This is a genomic window from Actinosynnema sp. ALI-1.44 (genome assembly GCF_001984155.1).
GTDB lineage: Bacteria > Actinomycetota > Actinomycetes > Mycobacteriales > Pseudonocardiaceae > Kibdelosporangium.
Genome location: NZ_MTQO01000048.1, coordinates 285301 through 303147, shown reverse-complemented (window position 1 = coordinate 303147; position 17847 = coordinate 285301). Strand labels below are relative to the sequence as shown.

The 17847-nt window shown below is 67.1% G+C and carries 17 protein-coding genes; 16 read left to right on the top strand and 1 reads right to left on the bottom strand.

The features are described from left to right. Positions 1 to 167: 167 nt before the first annotated feature. The 12 genes from ALI144C_RS28955 (at position 168) to ALI144C_RS28900 (ending at position 13656) form a co-directional block, all read left to right on the top strand. Positions 168 to 971 carry an alpha/beta fold hydrolase gene (locus ALI144C_RS28955; protein ID WP_237774359.1) on the top strand — a complete coding sequence of 268 codons (804 nt, stop codon included), beginning with the start codon at positions 168 to 170 and terminating at the stop codon, positions 969 to 971. 475 nt (positions 972 to 1446) lie between these two features. After that, positions 1447 to 2454, top strand: coding sequence for a metallophosphoesterase family protein (locus ALI144C_RS28950; protein ID WP_076990330.1), 1008 nt, complete (start codon positions 1447 to 1449; stop codon positions 2452 to 2454). A 264-nt stretch (positions 2455 to 2718) separates the two neighbouring features. Then, the gene (locus tag ALI144C_RS28945; RefSeq protein WP_143230932.1) at positions 2719 to 3444 is read left to right on the top strand and encodes an Abi-alpha family protein; all 726 of its coding nucleotides are present in this window, start codon (positions 2719 to 2721) and stop codon (positions 3442 to 3444) included. Further along, positions 3441 to 4679, top strand: a complete 1239-nt coding sequence (locus tag ALI144C_RS28940) for a DUF445 family protein (RefSeq protein ID WP_076990329.1) — start codon at positions 3441 to 3443, stop codon at positions 4677 to 4679. Before ALI144C_RS28945 ends, ALI144C_RS28940 begins: the two co-directional genes overlap by 4 nt. A gap of 93 nt (positions 4680 to 4772) precedes the next feature. Further along, positions 4773 to 5483, top strand: a complete 711-nt coding sequence (locus tag ALI144C_RS28935) for a Crp/Fnr family transcriptional regulator (protein ID WP_168211370.1) — start codon at positions 4773 to 4775, stop codon at positions 5481 to 5483. Between the two features lie 154 nt (positions 5484 to 5637). Continuing rightward, positions 5638 to 6372 (top strand): hypothetical protein, encoded by a 735-nt coding sequence (locus tag ALI144C_RS28930; RefSeq protein ID WP_076990328.1) that lies wholly within the window; start codon positions 5638 to 5640, stop codon positions 6370 to 6372. A 63-nt stretch (positions 6373 to 6435) separates the two neighbouring features. Further along, on the top strand, positions 6436 to 7464 hold the full coding sequence (mgrA, locus tag ALI144C_RS28925; protein ID WP_076990327.1) for an L-glyceraldehyde 3-phosphate reductase: 1029 nt from the start codon (positions 6436 to 6438) through the stop codon (positions 7462 to 7464). Positions 7465 to 7627: 163 nt separating this feature from the next. Further along, positions 7628 to 8143: a diaminobutyrate acetyltransferase gene (gene ectA, locus ALI144C_RS28920; protein ID WP_076990326.1), complete on the top strand. Its 516-nt coding sequence runs from the start codon at positions 7628 to 7630 to the stop codon at positions 8141 to 8143. A 29-nt stretch (positions 8144 to 8172) separates the two neighbouring features. After that, a complete protein-coding gene (gene ectB, locus ALI144C_RS28915) occupies positions 8173 to 9426 on the top strand; it encodes a diaminobutyrate--2-oxoglutarate transaminase (protein WP_076990325.1) in 1254 nt (417 codons plus the stop codon). Next, positions 9423 to 9818 carry an ectoine synthase gene (locus ALI144C_RS28910; protein WP_076990324.1) on the top strand — a complete coding sequence of 132 codons (396 nt, stop codon included), beginning with the start codon at positions 9423 to 9425 and terminating at the stop codon, positions 9816 to 9818. Before ectB ends, ALI144C_RS28910 begins: the two co-directional genes overlap by 4 nt. Continuing rightward, positions 9815 to 10726 (top strand): ectoine hydroxylase, encoded by a 912-nt coding sequence (gene thpD, locus ALI144C_RS28905; RefSeq protein WP_076990323.1) that lies wholly within the window; start codon positions 9815 to 9817, stop codon positions 10724 to 10726. The genes ALI144C_RS28910 and thpD overlap by 4 nt, the downstream gene beginning before the upstream one ends. A 296-nt stretch (positions 10727 to 11022) precedes the next feature. Further along, a complete protein-coding gene (locus ALI144C_RS28900) occupies positions 11023 to 13656 on the top strand; it encodes an AfsR/SARP family transcriptional regulator (protein WP_076990322.1) in 2634 nt (877 codons plus the stop codon). A 93-nt stretch (positions 13657 to 13749) separates the two neighbouring features. On the opposite strand, the gene ALI144C_RS28895 is transcribed toward ALI144C_RS28900, so the two are convergent. Next, a complete protein-coding gene (locus tag ALI144C_RS28895) occupies positions 13750 to 14535 on the bottom strand; it encodes an SGNH/GDSL hydrolase family protein (RefSeq protein WP_330359618.1) in 786 nt (261 codons plus the stop codon). A gap of 211 nt (positions 14536 to 14746) precedes the next feature. Here ALI144C_RS28895 and ALI144C_RS55785 point away from each other — a divergent pair, with 211 nt between their 5' ends. The 4 genes from ALI144C_RS55785 (at position 14747) to ALI144C_RS28875 (ending at position 17838) form a co-directional block, all read left to right on the top strand. Next, positions 14747 to 15223 carry a hypothetical protein gene (locus tag ALI144C_RS55785; RefSeq protein WP_076990320.1) on the top strand — a complete coding sequence of 159 codons (477 nt, stop codon included), beginning with the start codon at positions 14747 to 14749 and terminating at the stop codon, positions 15221 to 15223. A gap of 47 nt (positions 15224 to 15270) precedes the next feature. Beyond that, positions 15271 to 15774, top strand: a complete 504-nt coding sequence (locus ALI144C_RS55780; protein ID WP_269086708.1) for a DUF3558 domain-containing protein — start codon at positions 15271 to 15273, stop codon at positions 15772 to 15774. Between the two features lie 145 nt (positions 15775 to 15919). Beyond that, a complete protein-coding gene (locus tag ALI144C_RS58500; RefSeq protein ID WP_076990318.1) occupies positions 15920 to 17098 on the top strand; it encodes a hypothetical protein in 1179 nt (392 codons plus the stop codon). Beyond that, positions 17095 to 17838 (top strand): ESX secretion-associated protein EspG, encoded by a 744-nt coding sequence (locus ALI144C_RS28875; protein ID WP_076990317.1) that lies wholly within the window; start codon positions 17095 to 17097, stop codon positions 17836 to 17838. The genes ALI144C_RS58500 and ALI144C_RS28875 overlap by 4 nt, the downstream gene beginning before the upstream one ends. The last annotated feature ends 9 nt before the right edge of the window (positions 17839 to 17847 follow it).

Sequence of the window (17847 nt, the reverse complement as noted above, 5' to 3'; positions counted from 1 at the left end):
CGTCGTCCTCCTTGCGTGTCAGTCACCCGGTCGACGAGCGAGGCGACGGCGAATGGACAAGTTCCCGGGGAAGTTTCTCAAGAAATGTCGGCGAGGTGTCCATCCCGGTCACAGTGGTGCGTCGTCGTGGCGAGACCATAGAACACTCGATCAAGGGAGACCTTGCCATGCGTACCGTGACCTCCGCCGACGGCACTGCCATCGCCTACGACCGGGCAGGCAGCGGGCCACTGCTCGTGTTCGTCCCCGGTGTGTTCAACGACCGCACCACCTGCGCAGCCCTCGCGGAACAACTGCGCGACCGCTACACCGTCGTGTGCCCCGACCGGCGTGGCCGCGGCGACAGCGGGGACGCCATCGCGCCGTCCGACGCGGCGTCCTACGACGTCCAGCGGGAAATCGAGGACCTGGACGCGGTCATCGCGGCCGAGGGCGGCACCGCCGCGGTGTTCGGCTTCTCCTCCGGCGCGATCCTGGCACTCATGGCCGCGGCCGCCGGGTCGTCGATCACCAAACTGGCTGTGTACGAACCACCGTTCGCGCTCGGCAGGCTCACCGGTTCAGCGCCAGACGGCCTCCCCGACCGGTTGGCCGCCCTCATCGCGGACGGACGGCCCGGTGACGCGGTGGCCACCATGCAGCTCGAAGGCGTCGGCCTGCCACCGGAAATGGTGGAGCAGATTCGGCAGTCGCCGATGTGGCCCCGACTCGAAGCACTGGCGCAGACCGTGGTCTACGACGCGACCATCACCCGCGCACCGAACCTCCCGACACCCGAGATGGCCAGGCTCGACCTGCCGACGCTCGTGCTCAGCGGCGCCGAGTCCTGGGACGGAGTACGCGACGCGACGAAAGCGCTCCCTACGCACCTCGCACGAGCACACCATGTCGAGGTGCCCGGCGGCGCGGGCCACGAGATACCGGCCGAGGCCACCGCCAAGCTCGTCGATGCCTTCCTCCGCGACTCGTGACGGGTCGGCACGACCAGGTGACGTGTGTGGAGTGTTGTCAGGCAGGCCACCGCCATCGCGGTGGCCTATTGACCCACGCTCGTCGGGCCACGCGTCGCAGTTCGCAGCATGGTGCACGCAGGAGCTGGCGATGGCGCACGGCGAACACCAACGCACCGGCATGATCCGGCCAGGTGACACATGGTCGGACCCGTCGGCTACGGCTGGGACAACCTCAACGACAGCGTGGTTCCCTGGGGCAGGTCGACGGGCAGGAGGCGCCCGCGCCTCGCAACCCCGGGACATGAAAAGCATGCGCTGGGAAGAACGCGGCGCGAAGACCTCCTGCCCAGAGGTCTGCCACCCGGCGAGGGACCAATCCTGAAAGACCCGAAGTTCAACGGGAGTACACGCCCAAGAAGACCAGAGGACACGATCACTCGGGATTACCGACTTACGTTGCGCAAGAAAGTAAAACGTAAGGAGTCCTCAGGTTATGGATCGCAGGGTGTTCATGACGGCCGCCGGAGCAACGGCAGCTGCGGCGTTGGTGCCAGGAGAAGCAGCGGCACAGGTGGATGCGCAGGGGATGTGGGGACCGGCAGTCCGGTTCAACATCATCAGCGACATCCAGGGGGACCTGGCCGACTTCGGACGCGCCCTGGACGACCTGGCGGCGATCAACCCGGGCAGCGCCGGGCTGGGGATCGCCGGAGACATCACACCGCGTGGCTACGACTTCGAGTACGCCCAGGTTCGGCAGACCCTGGACAGGCACCCCCACCCGCGCAAGGTGGCGTGGGCGATCGGCAACCACGAGTTCTACGTGCCGAAGTGGCGAGACCCGGACACGCTCGCGCAGGAGACCTGGCCCAACGGCACCACTGAGGACTCACTGTTCCGCAGCTTCTACAACTTCGCCGCACGCAACACGGTCTACTCCGAGACCTCGTTCGGCGGGATTCCGGTGCTGTGTCTCGGAACCGAGCGTTACGCCAAGTACCACGACCCGAAGCTGTGGGACGAGGTGTGGATCAGCGACCAGCAGTTCACCTGGCTCGAGCAGCGGCTGCGGTACTGGGCGACGTGGCGCAAACCGGTGATGGTGCTGACGCACCACCCGTTGCCCAACACGGTTTCCGGCACGCACAACAAGCTGTACCGGTCCGACTACCTGCAGGCTGATCGGCTGCTGTCGATCCTCGGCCGGTACCGCGACGTGTTCCTGTTCTCCGGGCACACGCACTGGGACCTCAACCTGTCCGACTGGGTGGTGCGCCGGGTCGTCCCCGGTACCGGGAATCTCGAAGGCTTCACTGTGGTCAACACGGCCGCTGTCCAGGTCGGGTGGGTCGACGACGGCAAGGGCGGCGAGGTCTCTCTCGGCGGCGCGTTCAACCAGGGGCTCCAGGTCGAGGTGTCGAACCGGTCCGTCGTCATCAAGGCCAGGGACTTCACCACCCGGACGTGGCTGAAACAAATCACCGTGCCGCTGCACTTGTAAGTGGATGGATGCGGGTTCGAGTCCCCTTGCGGACATCGCGAGCCCTGCGAAATCGATCAGCGCGTTTCCACCGGCGGATTCGACAGCCCGGTCCAGCCGGAAGAAATGTGCGGTGAATATCGGCACCCGAGCCACGGGGTGCCGCCGGAATATCGCGACTGAGATCACGGGGGATCTTGGCCGTGGTGCTGGTTGCGCTGAGTATCATCCTCTGACCAGCGGGGACGCGTGGTACACGTGGCCGCTGAAGGGGCGGGAGGCGTCGTGGCCGGAGAGCAGGACCCGGTTGACCGGGTGATGTCGCAGGCGGGCAAGGTCGCGGGCTGGCTGGCCAGAACGAGTTGGCAGGCCGCCGGTCGCCTGCCCGGTGGCGAAGCCGCCCAGCGCCAGTTCCGGAGAGCCGAGAAGGCCGTTCTCGAGCAGTTCCGCAAACGCCTCGACGAGGAAGGCACGTTCACCGGCCCGCTGATCGAAGCCGGCCCCGGCGTGGTCGACGGCGAGGTGGACACCGTCCGGTCGGCCATGGCCGACCTGCTGCGGCTGTCCGCCGAACTGGACCGCGACCAGGGCCGCCACCACCTCTTCATGGCGATCGTCCGCCAGCTCGTGCCGGACGAGGCCAGGATCCTCGCGGCGCTGAGCGACGACGGGGTGTACGCCCTCGTGCACGTCGCGGGCCGTCCGGCGTTGGGTGGGCCGCAGCGGATCGTGCTGCGCAACGCGTCGTCGGTGGGCCGTGCGGCCGGGGTGATGCTGCCGGATCTCGTGCCCGAGTACGTCACGCGGCTGATCGGCCTTGGCGTGGTCACGGTCGGCCCGGACAACCCCGCACTGTCCACGCAGTACGACATCCTGCTGACGGACGACCGGGTGCGCGCCGCCGAAACCGAGGTCAGGACCGTGCACAAGCTCACCCCGCGGTACGTGCGGCGGACGTTGCGGCTGTCCGCGCTGGGCACAGTCTTCTGGGACGCGGCGCAGCCGCGATGATCAGCGAGATCCTCGCCGACTTCCAGCGCAACTGGCTGGTCTACGCCTCGATGCCGGTGATCGCCGCGCTGATCGGGTACGTCACGAAGGTCGTCGCCATCCGGATGATGTTCCGGCCGATCGAGTTCCGCGGCATCCGGCCGTTCTTCGGCTGGCAGGGCATCGTGCCGCGCAAGGCCGCGAGGATGGCCGCGATCGCGTGCGACACCATGACCGACCGGCTGATCACCGCGGGCGAGGTCGTCCGGCGCCTCGACCCCGACCGGATCGCCAAGGAGCTGGAACGGCCGCTGCTCGAAGCGGTCGAGGAGATCACGCGGGAGATCGCCGAGGAGTACCAGCCCGCGCTGTGGGAGTCGCTGCCGCAGCAGGTCCAGGACCTGATCGTGCGGCGGGTCCAGGCGGAGGCGCCCAAGGTCATCAGGGGCATCCTGGCCACCATCCAGTCCGATGTGGACTCCGTGTTCGACCTCAAGGGCATGGTGGTGCAGAACCTGGTCAAGGACAAGGAGCTGCTCAACCGGATCTTCCTCCAGGCCGGCCGCAGGGAGTTCCAGTTCATCGCCCGCTCCGGCATCGTGTTCGGGTTCGTCATCGGGCTGGTCCAGATGTTCGCGTGGGCGACGCTCAAATCGCCGTGGATCATGCCCGTCTTCGGCGGGCTGACCGGCTGGTTCACCGACTGGCTGGCGCTGAAGATGATCTTCTCGCCGCGCGAGCCGAAGCGGTACTTCGGCCTGTTCACCTGGCAGGGGCTGTTCCTCAAACGCCGCAAGGAGGTCGCGGCGGACTACGGCGCGCTGATCGCCAAGGAGATCATCACGCCGGACAACGTCCTGCAGGCCGTGCTGCGCGGGCCGCTGGCCGACCGGCTGTTCGTGGTGGTGGAACGGCACATCACCAGGTCGTTGGACCGGCAGACCCGGCTGGCGCGCCCGCTCGTCGCGCTGACCGTCGGCAGCAGGCGCTACCAGGAGCTCAAACACAGCGTCGCCGAAAAGGTCATGCGCCGGATGCCGGACACGCTCGCGTTCATCGAGGACTACGCCGAAGAGGCGATGGATATCCGCAACACGCTGGTCCAGAAGATGCAGGAGCTGACCGCCGAGGAGTTCGAGGAACTGATCAGGCCCGCCTTCAAGCAGGACGAATGGATGCTGATCACCGTCGGCGCGGTGCTCGGCTTCGCCGTCGGGGAGCTGCAGGTTTTCCTGGTCGAGCACCTGGCCAACTGACCCGCCTTATCCGTGTGCCACTATTGCCGCGGTCCGCGGAAACGCGTCAATGGTCCGGTAGTCGTATTCGAGACGTGCTCGACAATCGGCGAGGTGGGAAAGATCATTCCAAGAAGAGTGGCCGGTGGGGCCCCGCCGTACCCACAGGCCAGCCTGCTCGGCCGGCTGAGCGAGCGCACCAGGGAGGAATTCCTGGCCGTCGGCGTTTCGGAAAGCAAACCGACGGGGGCGACAATCATCAGCCAGGGAGAGGCCGATTCCTCGGCGCTGCTGTTGCTGCACGGATCGGTGAAAGTGCAGGCCACGGACCCGGCTGGGGAGCGCACGCTGCTCGCGATCAGGGTCGGTGGTGATCTCGTCGGGGAGATGGCCGCGCTGGACGTCGGGCCGAGATCGGCGACCGTGATCGCCTGTACCGACATTTTCTACAAGCGGATGACGAAGGCCGAGTTGCGGAACTTCCTCGCCCGGCATCCGGATGCGGCGATCGAGGTCGCCACGATGTTGAGCGAACGACTGCGGTGGGCCGACCGCCGGAGAATCGAACACGGCCGTCCGGCGAACGTGCGAGTCGCACGTGTTCTCGTCGACCTGTACGAGGCATATGGCACAAGATCGGCCGGTCATTGGGACCTGACCGTTCCATTGACGCGGGAAGAGCTCGCGTCGATCGCCGGTATCAAGTTGTCGACCGCTGAGAAGATAATTCGGACATTCCAGCAGGAAGGGCTGGTCAGCGGCCGTTACCGCGGCATCGCTGTCCTGGATATGGCCAGACTGCGGCTGCGCGCCGAAATAGTGTGACCCCTGTACTGTGAAAAATTGGCCCCACATGGACTTGGATGTGTGGTCAAAACCTGGCGAACCCGTACCAGTGCCGCTTTCAGCCGGACGACCTACTGCATGATTACGCAGAGCACCAGCTCCCCTCGGATCCGTCCTCGAAGGGTCTATTTGTATGGCAGATACCGGCTTCCGGCGGTCGCTCTACGTCGGAGTTGATATTCGTGGGTATGGCGCCGCACCGGAGCAGCGCCAGCAGAAATGGCAGGAGATCCTGTTGCGGTCGCTCGACCGCGCCGCGTCGTCGGTCGGCCTCAACCGGGCTCGTTGGGCCCGCCAACAGCAAGGTGACGCGGAACTGGCCGTCCTGCCCCATGACGAACCCGAACCGATGATCGTCGACGGGTTCACCCGGCGACTGGAGGCCGAACTGCGCCAACACAACCAGGATGTGCTGCCGTGGGCCCGGCTGCGACTGCGGATGGCCGTGCACCACGGCGTGGTTGTCAACGGCCCCAACGGGTATCCGTGCCGGGACGCGGTCGTGGTGAGCAGGCTGCTCGACTCGAAGCCGCTGCGCGGGGTGCTGGAGCAGTGGCCGGAGGCCAATCTCGCGGTGATGCTGTCCGACCTGGTCTACCGGTCGGTCGTCGAGGCGGGCCACACCTCGCTGCGGACCGACCAGTTCCGCAGGCTTGCCGTGCGGGAGAAGGAATTCAAGGGATACGGGTGGCTGTGGCTGCCCGGGTGCTCGGACTCGATCGACATGTACGCCCGTCCGATCGTGCCGAGCTGGGACTCCGCCGTTGTGCAGGCGCGGCCCTACGTGGTCCGTGCCGAAGAGGTGTCCGAAGTTGTCGTCCGAGGGCGGCACAGGGCCACGGTCCAGCGCGGGTACATCGGCGGGTGAGGTCGAGGTGGCCTTGCCCCTACTGCCGGGCCACCTCGCCTTCATTGTCCTATATTCGCGACCGTGGTGTACCGAGCCGACGAGCGGCGATACGACAATGCGAAATTCCGGCGCAGCGGGCGCAGCGGCCTCAAGCTGCCGCGGATCTCGCTGGGCCTGTGGCAGAACTTCGGTGGCGCCCGTCCTTACGAGCAGGGCAGGCAGATCGCCAGGCGCGCGTTCGACCTCGGCGTGACGCACTTCGACCTGGCCAACAACTACGGCCCGCCGTACGGCTCGGCCGAGGAGAACTTCGGCCGGATCCTGCGTGACGACCTGCGGCCGTACCGCGACGAGCTGCTGATCTCCACCAAGGCGGGCTACGACATGTGGCCGGGACCGTACGGCGACCTCGGTTCACGCAAGTACCTGCTCGCCTCGCTCGACCAGTCACTCGGCCGGATGGGCCTCGACTACGTCGACATCTTCTACTCGCACCGGTTCGACCCGGACACGCCGCTGGAAGAGACGATGGGCGCGCTGGTCAGCGCGGTGCAGCAGGGCAAGGCGCTGTACGTCGGCATCTCCTCCTACTCGCCGGCCAAGACCAAGCAAGCCGCCGAGCTGCTCAGGCAGGCAGGTGTGCCGCTGCTGATCCACCAGCCGTCGTACTCGCTGCTCAACCGCTGGATCGAGCCGGAACTGCTGGACACGCTCGAGGAGGTCGGCGCGGGCTGCATCGCGTTCTCCCCGCTCGGCCAGGGGCTGCTGACCGACAAGTACCTCGACGGGGTGCCGGCGGGGTCGCGCGCCACGCAGCAGGGGTCTTTGCACCAGGCGCACCTCTCGGAGGAGAATCTCGACCGGGTCCGTGGGCTGAACGGGATCGCCCGGCAGCGTGGGCAGAAGCTCTCGCAGCTGGCGCTGGCCTGGGTGCTGCGCGACCAGCGGGTCACCTCGGCGCTGATCGGCGTGAGCTCGGTCGAGCAGCTCGAGGAGAACCTCGCCGCGCTGGACTCGGCGCCGCTCACCGCGGACGAGCTGGCCGAGATCGACGAGTACGCCGTCGAGTCCGGACTGGACCTGTGGCGGCCGTCACGTGTAGCGGGCTGACGTTCCGGGAACGCGCGTGCGCGCGACGCTAGGCAGGCGCGCACGCGTTGATCCACTCTCTGTTCCGATTCACACAGGGCGTTTCACGTTCCCCCAGGTGCAGGCGTCCGAACCGGACTCGGTGACCTGACCGGGTGAAACACCTCTGTTACGTTCCCTTGGCATGTCCGGAAAAACCCTCGGCCAGGCAGTGGTGGATGTGCCGTCCACATTGGACGGTGCCGGAATGTGGCGGCTGGCGCGTGATTCGCGCTCACTGGACCTGAACTCTTCGTATTCCTACCTGCTGTGGTGCAGAGATTTCGCCGGTACCTCCGCGGTCGTGCGCGTCGACGACGAGGTGATCGGTTTCGTGACCGGCTATCTGCGCCCCAACCAGCCCGACACGCTGGTGATCTGGCAGATCGCGATCTCCGAGGCGCACCGGGGCAGAGGCTTCGCGGCTACCCTGCTCGACAACCTCGTGCGCCGGACCGGTGCGAGACACCTCGAAGCGACTGTCACCTCCGACAACGACGCGTCCATCGCGATGTTCCGGGCACTCGCGACGCGCTGGGGTACGGGACTCACCGGGAACCAGCTGTTCAGCGCCGAACAGTTCCCCGACGACCACGCGCCCGAGTTCCTGTTCCGGATAGGGCCGTTCCTGTCCGTCAGCGCGCCCTCGCAGACCTTCTGAACGACCCCTTTGAGCACACACGGAGAACCGTGAGCATCTTCGAGACACTCGAATCCGAGGTCCGCAGCTACTGCCGTGGCTGGCCGACCACCTTCGACAAGGCCACCGGCAGCGTTCTGCACGACGAGTCCGGCAAGGAGTACCTCGACTTCTTCGCCGGTGCGGGCGCACTCAACTACGGCCACAACAACCCGCTGCTCAAGCGAGCCGTGATCGACTACATGCTCGCCGACGGCGTCACGCACTCGCTCGACATGAACACCGCGGCGAAACGCGATCTGCTGGAGTCCTTCCAGGACATCGTGCTCAAGCCGCGCGAGCTCGACTACAAGGTGATGTTCCCCGGCCCGGCCGGTGCGAACGCCGTCGAGGCGGCGCTGAAGCTGGCCCGCAAGGTGACCGGCCGCGAGTCGATCATCAACTTCACCAACGCGTTCCACGGCATGACGCTCGGCGCGTTGTCCGTCACGGGCAACTCGATGAAGCGCGGTGGCGCGGGAATCCCGCTCGTGCACGCCACGCCCATGCCGTACGACAACTACTTCGACGGCCAGACCCCGGACTTCCTCTTCTTCGAGAAGCTCCTCGAGGACAGCGGCAGTGGTCTGAACGAGCCCGCGGCGGTGATCGTCGAAACCGTCCAGGGCGAGGGCGGCATCAACGCGGCCCGCGTGGACTGGTTGCGCGGGCTGTCGGACCTCTGCAAGCGGCACGGCATCCTGCTGATCGTCGACGACGTCCAGATGGGCTGCGGCCGCACCGGACCGTTCTTCAGCTTCGAGGTCGCCGGGATCCGGCCCGACATCGTCTGCCTGTCCAAATCCATTGGCGGGTACGGACTTCCGCTCGCGCTCACGCTGTTCAAGCCAGAGCTGGACGTGTGGGAGCCCGGTGAGCACAACGGGACGTTCCGCGGCATCAACCCGGCGTTCGTCGCCGCGACGGAAGCGCTGAAGGTCTACTGGCAGGACGACAAGCTGGAGAAGAGCACCCTGGCCAAGGGCGAGCAGGTCGGCCGTGCGCTGACCGAACTCGTCGAGTCCTATGCGGACAAGGTGCCGATGCGCGCCAAAGGCCGTGGCCTGGCAAGGGGTTTGCAGTTCGAGGACGCGGCACTGGCCGACCGGGTCTGCCAGGTGGCGTTCGACCGCGGTCTGCTGATGGAGACGTCCGGTCCGGACGGCGAGGTCGTCAAGCTGATGCCCGCGCTCACCATCACCGACGACGAACTTGAGCAAGGGCTCGCCATCCTTGCGCAGTCCGTGAAGGGAGCACTGGTTTGATCGTTCGCACGACGCACGAGATCACCGACACCGATCGGGACGTGCAGACGCCGAACTGGCGCAGCAAGCGGATCATCCTCGCCGGTGAGCAGGTCGGGTTCTCCGTGCACGAGACGACGCTGTACGCGGGGACTGTCAACGACTTCTGGTACGCCAACCACGTCGAGGCCGTCTTCGTCGTCGAGGGCGAAGGCGAACTGGAGGACAAGGAGACCGGCGAGGTCCACGCCCTCTCGCCCGGTTCGCTCTACCTGCTCAACGGCCACGAGCGCCACCAACTGCGGCCGCGCACGCTGATGCGCACGGTCTGCGTGTTCAACCCGCCTGTGACCGGCCGCGAAGTCCATGACGAACACGGTGTCTACCCCCTCATCGTGGAAGGAGCGAAATGACTCTGACCAGCACCCGACCCGTTGACCGGTACCCGACGCGCGTGATCGGCGAGCCGGGACTGATCGACCGGACCGACCCGACGGTCTGGACCGACCGGCCCGGCCCGGTCGACGCCGCGACGCTCGCGTCACACGACGCCAAGGGCTACTCGATCGACGAGGCCGTGCTCAGCAAGCACGAGGTCCAGACGTACTGGCAGGAGCTGGTCCGGCTGACCGGTGAGCCGGGGCTGCGCGGCGACGAACGCACGGTCATCGAGAAGGAGTCCCAGGAGATCCGGTCGATCTTCGAGGTGCACAGGATCAGCGCGCTGATCGCCGAACTGATCAGGGACCCGCGCATCCTCGACCGGGCACGGCAGCTGCTCGGCTCGGAGGTGTACGTGCACCAGAGCCGGGTGAACTTCATGCCCGGTTTCAAGGGCAAGGGGTTCTACTGGCACTCGGACTTCGAGACGTGGCACGCCGAGGACGGCATGCCCGCGCCCCGGGCGGTCAGCATGTCGCTCGCGCTGACCGACAACTACCCGTTCAACGGCGGCCTGATGGTCATGCCGGGGTCGCACCGGACGTTCGTGCCGTGCATCGGCGAGACACCGGCCAACCACTACAAGGAGTCGTTGAAGGAGCAGGAGATCGGCGTCCCCAGCCGGGAGAACATCACCCAGCTGGCCGCCAAGCACGGCATCGACCAGTTCACCGGCGAGGCCGGATCGGCGCTCTGGTTCGACGCCAACATCATGCACGGCTCGGGCAACAACATCACCCCGTTCCCGCGGTCGAACATTTTCGTGGTGTTCAACAGTGTCGAGAACACCTTGCAGGAGCCGTACTCGGCACCGGCGCCGCGGCCGACCTTCATCGCGGCACGCGATTTCACCCCATTGGCGAGGTCGGCCCGGGTGTGATGGATCACATGCGCTCTGTTACCTTAGGAGCGTACAGATCTCGCTCAGCCGGATGACGGTCGCGGGCAAGCCGGTCCTCCACTCGGGGTGGGGTCGGCGAACTCCGTGATCAGGCCGTGTGAGTGTGGCCCCTTGCCAACCGGATCGGGACCGGGCGGCAAGGGGCCGACTTGTGTATGGACCTTCCGGATGAATGGTGAGTAAACCTTTACTTCACCCCCAGGTGACGACTTACTTTGGTCACTCAGTGTCAGGGGGGCTCGATGTGCGCCCCCCAAAACCCGGGGGAGGGTGACATGGGTACGGGGGAGACTGGCGAGGAGGATCATGCCGTCGTCCGGTTCGGGGTGCTCGGACCGGTGCAGGCGGTGGTCGACGGTGAACCGGTGGCGCTCGGCGGGCCGGGCGTGCGCGGGCTGTTGGCGATGCTCCTGTTACGTCCCAACGAAGTTGTCCCGGTGGAGGACATCCTCGACGGGCTGTGGGGCGAGGACCCACCGCTGACCGCGAGAACCATCGTGCAGAACTACGTCTCGCGGCTGCGCAGACAGCTGCGGCTGGTCGACCCCACCGGGTCGGTCTGGATCGACACGCAGTTGCCCGGCTACCAACTGATCGTCGACGAGGACCTGATCGACGTCACCCGCGCCACCCGGCTGCTCACCCGCGCCCGGCACGAACATCCGGTCCGCCGCGCGGAAATGCTGCGCGAAGCGCTCGGGTTGTGGCGCGGTCCCGTGCTCGCCGACGTGTCACCGCGGATCAGCGCGCCGGAGCTGGACGACCTCCGGTTCGCCGTGCTGGAGGCGCGGGTCGAGGCGGACCTGGAGCTCGGCAGGCACGCCGAGCTGATCGGCGAACTGGCGACGTTCGCCGAGGCGTACCCGTTCCGGGAGCAGATGGTCGCGCATCTACTGCTGGCGTTGTACCGCACCGGCAGGCGCGCGGACGCCCTTGAGGCGTACCAGCGGTTTGCCCGCCGCGCCGCGGACGACCTCGGCATCGATCCAGGCCCGGCCCTGCGTGAGCTGCACGAGCGCGTGCTCAACGACGACTCCACTTTGCTGCTGCCCGCGCCCGCACCGCTCGTGCCACCGAAGGTCGGAGTGCTCGTGCCCGCGCAACTGCCGCCCGCCCCGGCCGGGTTCCGCGGCCGTGACGAGGAACTGGTGTGGCTCGACCAGCTGCTGGCCGAGGACCACGGCGAGGCCACCCCGATCGGTGTGCTCAGCGGGCAGGCGGGAATCGGCAAGACGGCGCTGGCCACGCTGTGGGGCCGGATGGTCGGGCACGAGTTCCCCGACGGCCAGCTCTTCGCTGGTCTGCGCGGGTTCCACCCGACGCACGCGCCGCTGGACCCCGGCGACGTGCTCACCCAGTTCCTGCTGACGCTCGGCGTCCCGGCCACCGAGGTCCCGGCGGAGACCGACGACCGCGCGGCGCTCTACCGTTCGCTGCTCGCGCACCGCCGGGTGCTGGTGCTGCTCGACGACGCACGGGATTCCGCGCAGGTCCGGCTGTTGCTGCCCGGCGGGTCGCAGGCACTCGTGCTGATCACCAGCCGTGTCCGCCTCGAAGGCATGGTCGCCCGCAGCGGTGCGCGATTACTGGATCTGGCACCGCTTCCGGCGGCGGACTCGGTGCGGGTCATCGACTCGATCACCGGTCCCGGAATGGACAGGACCAGACTTGAGCAACTCGCTTCCCTCACCGGTGGTCTGCCGTTGGCGCTGCGCGTCGTCGGCGCCCGTCTCGCCGCGCGCCAGGACTGGATCGCCGACGAGCTGATCGCCGAACTCGGCGACGAGACCACGCGCTTGTCCGCGTTGGCGGCCGAGCAGGCCGACCCCAGCGTGCGTGCCGCGTTCGACCTGACGTACCGGCGGCTCGCCGAGCCGGACGCCTACCGGTTGTTCGGACTGGTGCCCGGCCCGTCGGTCAGTCCGGCCGCGATGGCCGTGCTGCGGTCGGTCGACGTGGCCACGGCCCGCCGAGAGCTCCGTCAGCTGGCCGACGCGTTCCTCGTGTCCGAGACCAGCCGGGACGTGTTCGTGATGCACGACCTCGTTCGGTTGCACGCCAAGGAACTCGTACCGCTCGGCGAGGAGCGGTCGGCCGCGCTCGACCGGCTCGTGACGTACTACGTCAACGCCGCCGACGCCGCGCGGCGATTCCTGGGGCCGGTCGCGTCCCCCGCCGGGAAACCGGACAACTCGGACGTCGGATCGGGTGCCCAGGCGGTGGGGTGGTTCGAACGGGAATGGGCGAACCTCGTGGCCGTGATGGACGTCGCCGCGGCGGGCGACGTGTGGCGACTCGCCCGCATGGCTCACGACTTCCGGGTGGTGCGCCCGTTGTGGCAGCCCTGGCACACGGTCGTCCACAAAGGATTGTCCAGTGCGGTGCGCGCGGGCGACATCGAGGGCGAGGCGTGGTCGCGGCACAGCCTGTGCGTCCTGCACGCGCAGTTCGGCCGTGCGGCGGAAACCCTCGCCGACGCGACCCGGGTCGTGCGGATCGCGGCGGAACTCGGCGACGCCCGGCTCGCCGCGATCGGCGAGGAAGCGCTCGCATCAGCCCACTGTGGACTCAAAAGGTACCCGGAAGCCGTTGCGGGATACGAAAAAGCCGTCAAACTCCACCGCGATGCAGGCGATCATGCGCTCGCCGTGTACGCCGTCGGGCAACTCGCCTTGCTGTACGTGGAAACGGGCGACAAGGACATCGCCGAACAACACGCCCGTACGGCGGTCTCGCTCGCCAGCGCGGTGTACGCCGAGGCGGTCAGCCGCGAAATCCTCGGCACGGTGTTGTCGGCACGCGGCGACGAATCCGCTGCACGGCAACAATGGGCGCGGTCCGCCGACCTGTACGCGCAGGTCAACTCGGCCAGAGCGGAAGAAATGCGGGATTTGATCGACGGCGTTTAGCGCACGGTTAGTGATGTTGTTCGCCGAACTGGCAGGCTACCCGCGGCCACCGGGGGCGGCCGGCACGCCGAGGGGGAGTGCCGGCCGGGCTGGTCAACTCTTCTGGTAGTCGGACATGTCCCCGAGCGGACGGAGCTCGGGCCGCTTGGGCAGCACACCGTCCCCCATGGACTCGCCACGCAACTGGCGCTTGACCCAGGGAACGAGGTGCACACGCGTCCAGTCCAGATCGGCCTTGCGCAGCTTGAACCAGGACGTGTCCCGCACCTGCGGCGGCCACGGCTCCCGCCAGTCCTCCTCGGTCGGGATGCCGAGCACCTCGGCGGTGCGCAGCGCGATCCGCCGATGCCCCTCCGGGGAGAAGTGGAGACGATCATCACTCCAGGCCCGCTCGTCACCGAGGACGTGCATGGCCCACAGGTCGACGATCATCGCCCCGTGCCGGTCCGCGATGGCGTGCAGGTGCTCGTTGTAGATCGCCACCTTGGCCCGGACCCGGCGCACCATCGGCATCGCCTTGGGGTCGGGACCAGCGAAGATCACCACGTCGATGCCCGCGCTCCTGAGGTCCACAATGGCCCGCTCGATCCGCTCGGCCAACTCGTCGGCATCACTGCCGGGCACGATCAGGTCGTTGCCACCCGCGCAGAACGTGACGAGCTCGGCGTTGGCCGCGATGGCCAGTGGCACCTGCTCGTCGATGATCTCGTCCACCATCTTCCCGCGAACCGCGAGATTGGCGTACCGGAAGTTCGGATCCCGGTCACCCATCAGCTCGGCGAGGCGATCCGCCCAGCCCCGAAAACCCCCAGCGTCGTCGACGTCGTTCAGCCCTTCGGTGAAGCTGTCCCCCACCGCGACCCAGCTGCCCCATCCCACGCCATCCCTCCCGAAGGCCGTTGTCATCCGCAACTAACCATGAGGATGCCTAATGGACACCAACCTACGCCACCGTCGGTTGCGAAAAGCGACATGGGTGTCACACACTGTGTAAGGTCACTGTCCCATCACGACTCCATGTGCATGTGGGAACCGATCACGCGATTCTCACATCACAGTTACCATGCGGGGTTGGAGAAGGTACGCCTAAATGGGGGACACGATGCCGGACGGTTCGCAGCAACCGGTCGATCCGCGCTCGCAGCGTGCGAGCGAGAAGATGGACGACTGGAACGCCCAGCACCCAGACGGGGGTGGTGGCTGGCTGGGCGGGATCTTCAGCACTGTGAACGACATGATGGCCGCGGCCAACGCGGGTGCGTTCGCCGTGTCGCCGGACGTCGCCAACGAAGTCGTGAAACAGCTCACCAAGATCCAAGACCAGGTCGCCGAGATGAGAATGAGCGGTTTCCTGGGAAACCAGCAGCAACGCCTTGGCGGTGGATATGCGACCGACATCGCTGCCTTCAACGGCGAGGTGAACAGGGAAGGGCCGGCCCGGATGCTGGACCAGTTCACCGAGCAGCTGGTTCAGCTCAAAGAGGCGGTCACGAAGAGCATCGCCAACTACTCCAGGTCGGACAGTGGCAACCGTCAGCGCGTCGACGGTGCCGGAGGGGGTCTGTGATCTTGAAGGCTTCACCTGTCAAGCTCGGGCTGGCAGCGGTGGGATGCATGACATTGGCTGTGTTGGCTGGTTGCTCTCAGAAGGAGCCAGGGGTGGCCACTGGGCCTTCCACCGAGCCGGAACAAACCAGTACTTCCAAACGTCCCACTTCCACGCCTTCGAGTGGAGTAGCCGGCGACAAGATCGATCCGTGTTCGTTGTTCCCCGATGCTGACGCCGAGCGCCTCGGGCTCTCCACTCCGGGCAAAGCCAGGACAGGAAACTTCGGGATACCTGAGTGCCGGTGGACCGCGTCGGGAAAGTTCATCGCAGCTGTCTCGTCCGCCAACAACGGCTTGGCCAAGTTCAAGGGTGAGCCGGTCACGCTTCCCAAGCACAAGGCGCTGCAGATCGTCGATTTGGCCGAATTCCGAGGGTGTTCGATCGCCTTGGAGATGTCCGCGGACTTGATCTATGTCGCCAACGTGTCACCGGCGGACAACACGCCTGGGGCGCAGATGTGTCCGCATGCGCTCGAAATCGCCAAAGTCGTGGATTCAAAATTGCCGTAAGGGGGCGGGTGTCATGGGTGATGGGGGACCTCAGGTACCACATCCCAACCAGAATCTCGCAGGTCAGAGCCATGCAGCCCTGAAGGGGTGGACCGATACCGGTCAGGCTGGCGACGCCGAGCAGATGGCGCAATCCTGGAAGGAAATGGGGCGGGGCTTCAACGAGGCTGCCGAAGGCCTGATGATCGCGGTCTTCGGCTCCGAAGAGGGCTGGAAGGGGCAGGCTGCCAACGCGATGCGTGGGCACCTGAAGAAGGTCGCCGAGTGGAGCCGCAAAACTGGGGACGGCGTCAACAGGGCGAGCGACGCGTTCGTGCAGCAGGGCGAGGCAGTGGGGACTGCCAAGAACGCCATGCCGGAGCCGGTGGAGTACAACCCGGAGAAGATGATCGTGGACGCCGCCAAGGGCGGCATCATCGACCTGATCAAGCTGCCGGGGGCGATGCAGGAGCAGCACCAGGCGCAGCAGCAGGCTCACCAGGAGGCGATCCAGGTCGTCGCGCAGCGGGACGCCACGCTGGCCGCGGCTGCCGCGGCGATCCCTGCTTTCGAACCGCCGCCGACGTTCGCCAGCGGTGAGGTCAACAAGCCGGGGCCGGGTGACCCGAAGATGCCGGGCGACGGTGGTTTTCAGCCGCGTCCGCCTGGGTCGGGCAGCCGGGGCGGTATCGGGGGCAGCCAGAACAACTTCCAGAGCGGGAACAACGCGGGCAACAACAGCGGCAACAACGCGGGCAACATCCCCGGTTTCCGCGGCAACCCCAACGGCCCGAACAACAACACCGGGCAGAACAACTTCCCCGGCAGCAACGTTCCGCCGCCGTCGATCAACACCGGGACGTCCGGTTACGTGCCTCCTCCGCCGCCGTCGAACACCAACTTCGGCAATGGCAACCAGCCTCCGTTCGGCGGTGGTGGTCAGAACATCAGCAACGGCTTCGGTGGTCCGATGGGCGGTGGCTTCGGCCCCGGTGGTGGTCCCGGCGGCGGTGGTGGTGGAAGCGGTATCGGTGGGGCACGGCCAGGCGGTGGGTTCGGTCCCACCGGGTCCGGGTCTGGTGGTCCTGGCGCTGGTTCCGCTGCCGGTTCGGCTCCGCCCGGGTCCGGTGGTCCTGGTGCTGGTGGCATGGGCGGTGCCGGTCGTGGGGGTGCCGCCGGTGGCCGTGGTGGCATGGGCGGCATGGGTGGCGGCATGGGTGGCGCCGGTCGTGGTGAGGGCGGCGACGACGAAGAGCACCAGCGTCCGTCGTACCTCGTCGAGCCGGATCCCGATGCCACGTTCGGTACCGACCAGATGACCGCACCCCCGGTGATCGGCGGATGATTCGTGAGCTTTCGCTGCCCGCTCTCGACGCGGTCTGGGAGGACCTGAAACTCGGGGCCATCCCCTTCCCGCTCGAGGTGCGGTCGCACGGCGAGACCATCGAGGAACGGCTGCGGATCAAGGCCGCGGTGTACTCCGACCTGGAGACCCGCGGCCTGGCCCGGCGGCATCGTGCCGAGCCCGAACTGGAGGACGCGCTCACCCTGCTCGCCCGGCCGACGATCTGCGTCGACAACGTCGCCATGCTGGACATGCGCGACCGGAAGTCGCTCAAGGCCATGGCCGTCGCCACCGGGCGGCAGGCCATGCTCGTCATCCAGCGCGATCTCAAGGTCAGCTTCACGCCGATCAGGGAGACCGCGCTCGCCTCGTCCATTGTGGAGGTCCTGCCGCACGTCAAGGCCGGGCCCGGGCAGCCGATGACGATCCCGGTCGAGATGCTCGGCGGCGGCAGCCACCGCAGGCCCGATCCCGAGCACCGGATGACCATGCAACGCCTGCAGGGCGTGATGCAGCGCCCGGTGCTGCGCGCGGGTCAGTTCGGGATGACGGTCCGCGACCGCCAGGGTCGGACCACCCGGCTGCCCGGCATCGGCTGGTTCGACACGGACGCCGGTCGCTTCATGAACGTGGTCCGTTCGGCGCACGGCGCTGAGGCGTGGCTCACGCTCACCCCGGCGGACGGCCCGAGGATCGCACACCGGATCTCCGAAGAGCTGCTCCGGGCGCTACAAAATTAGGCATGCCTA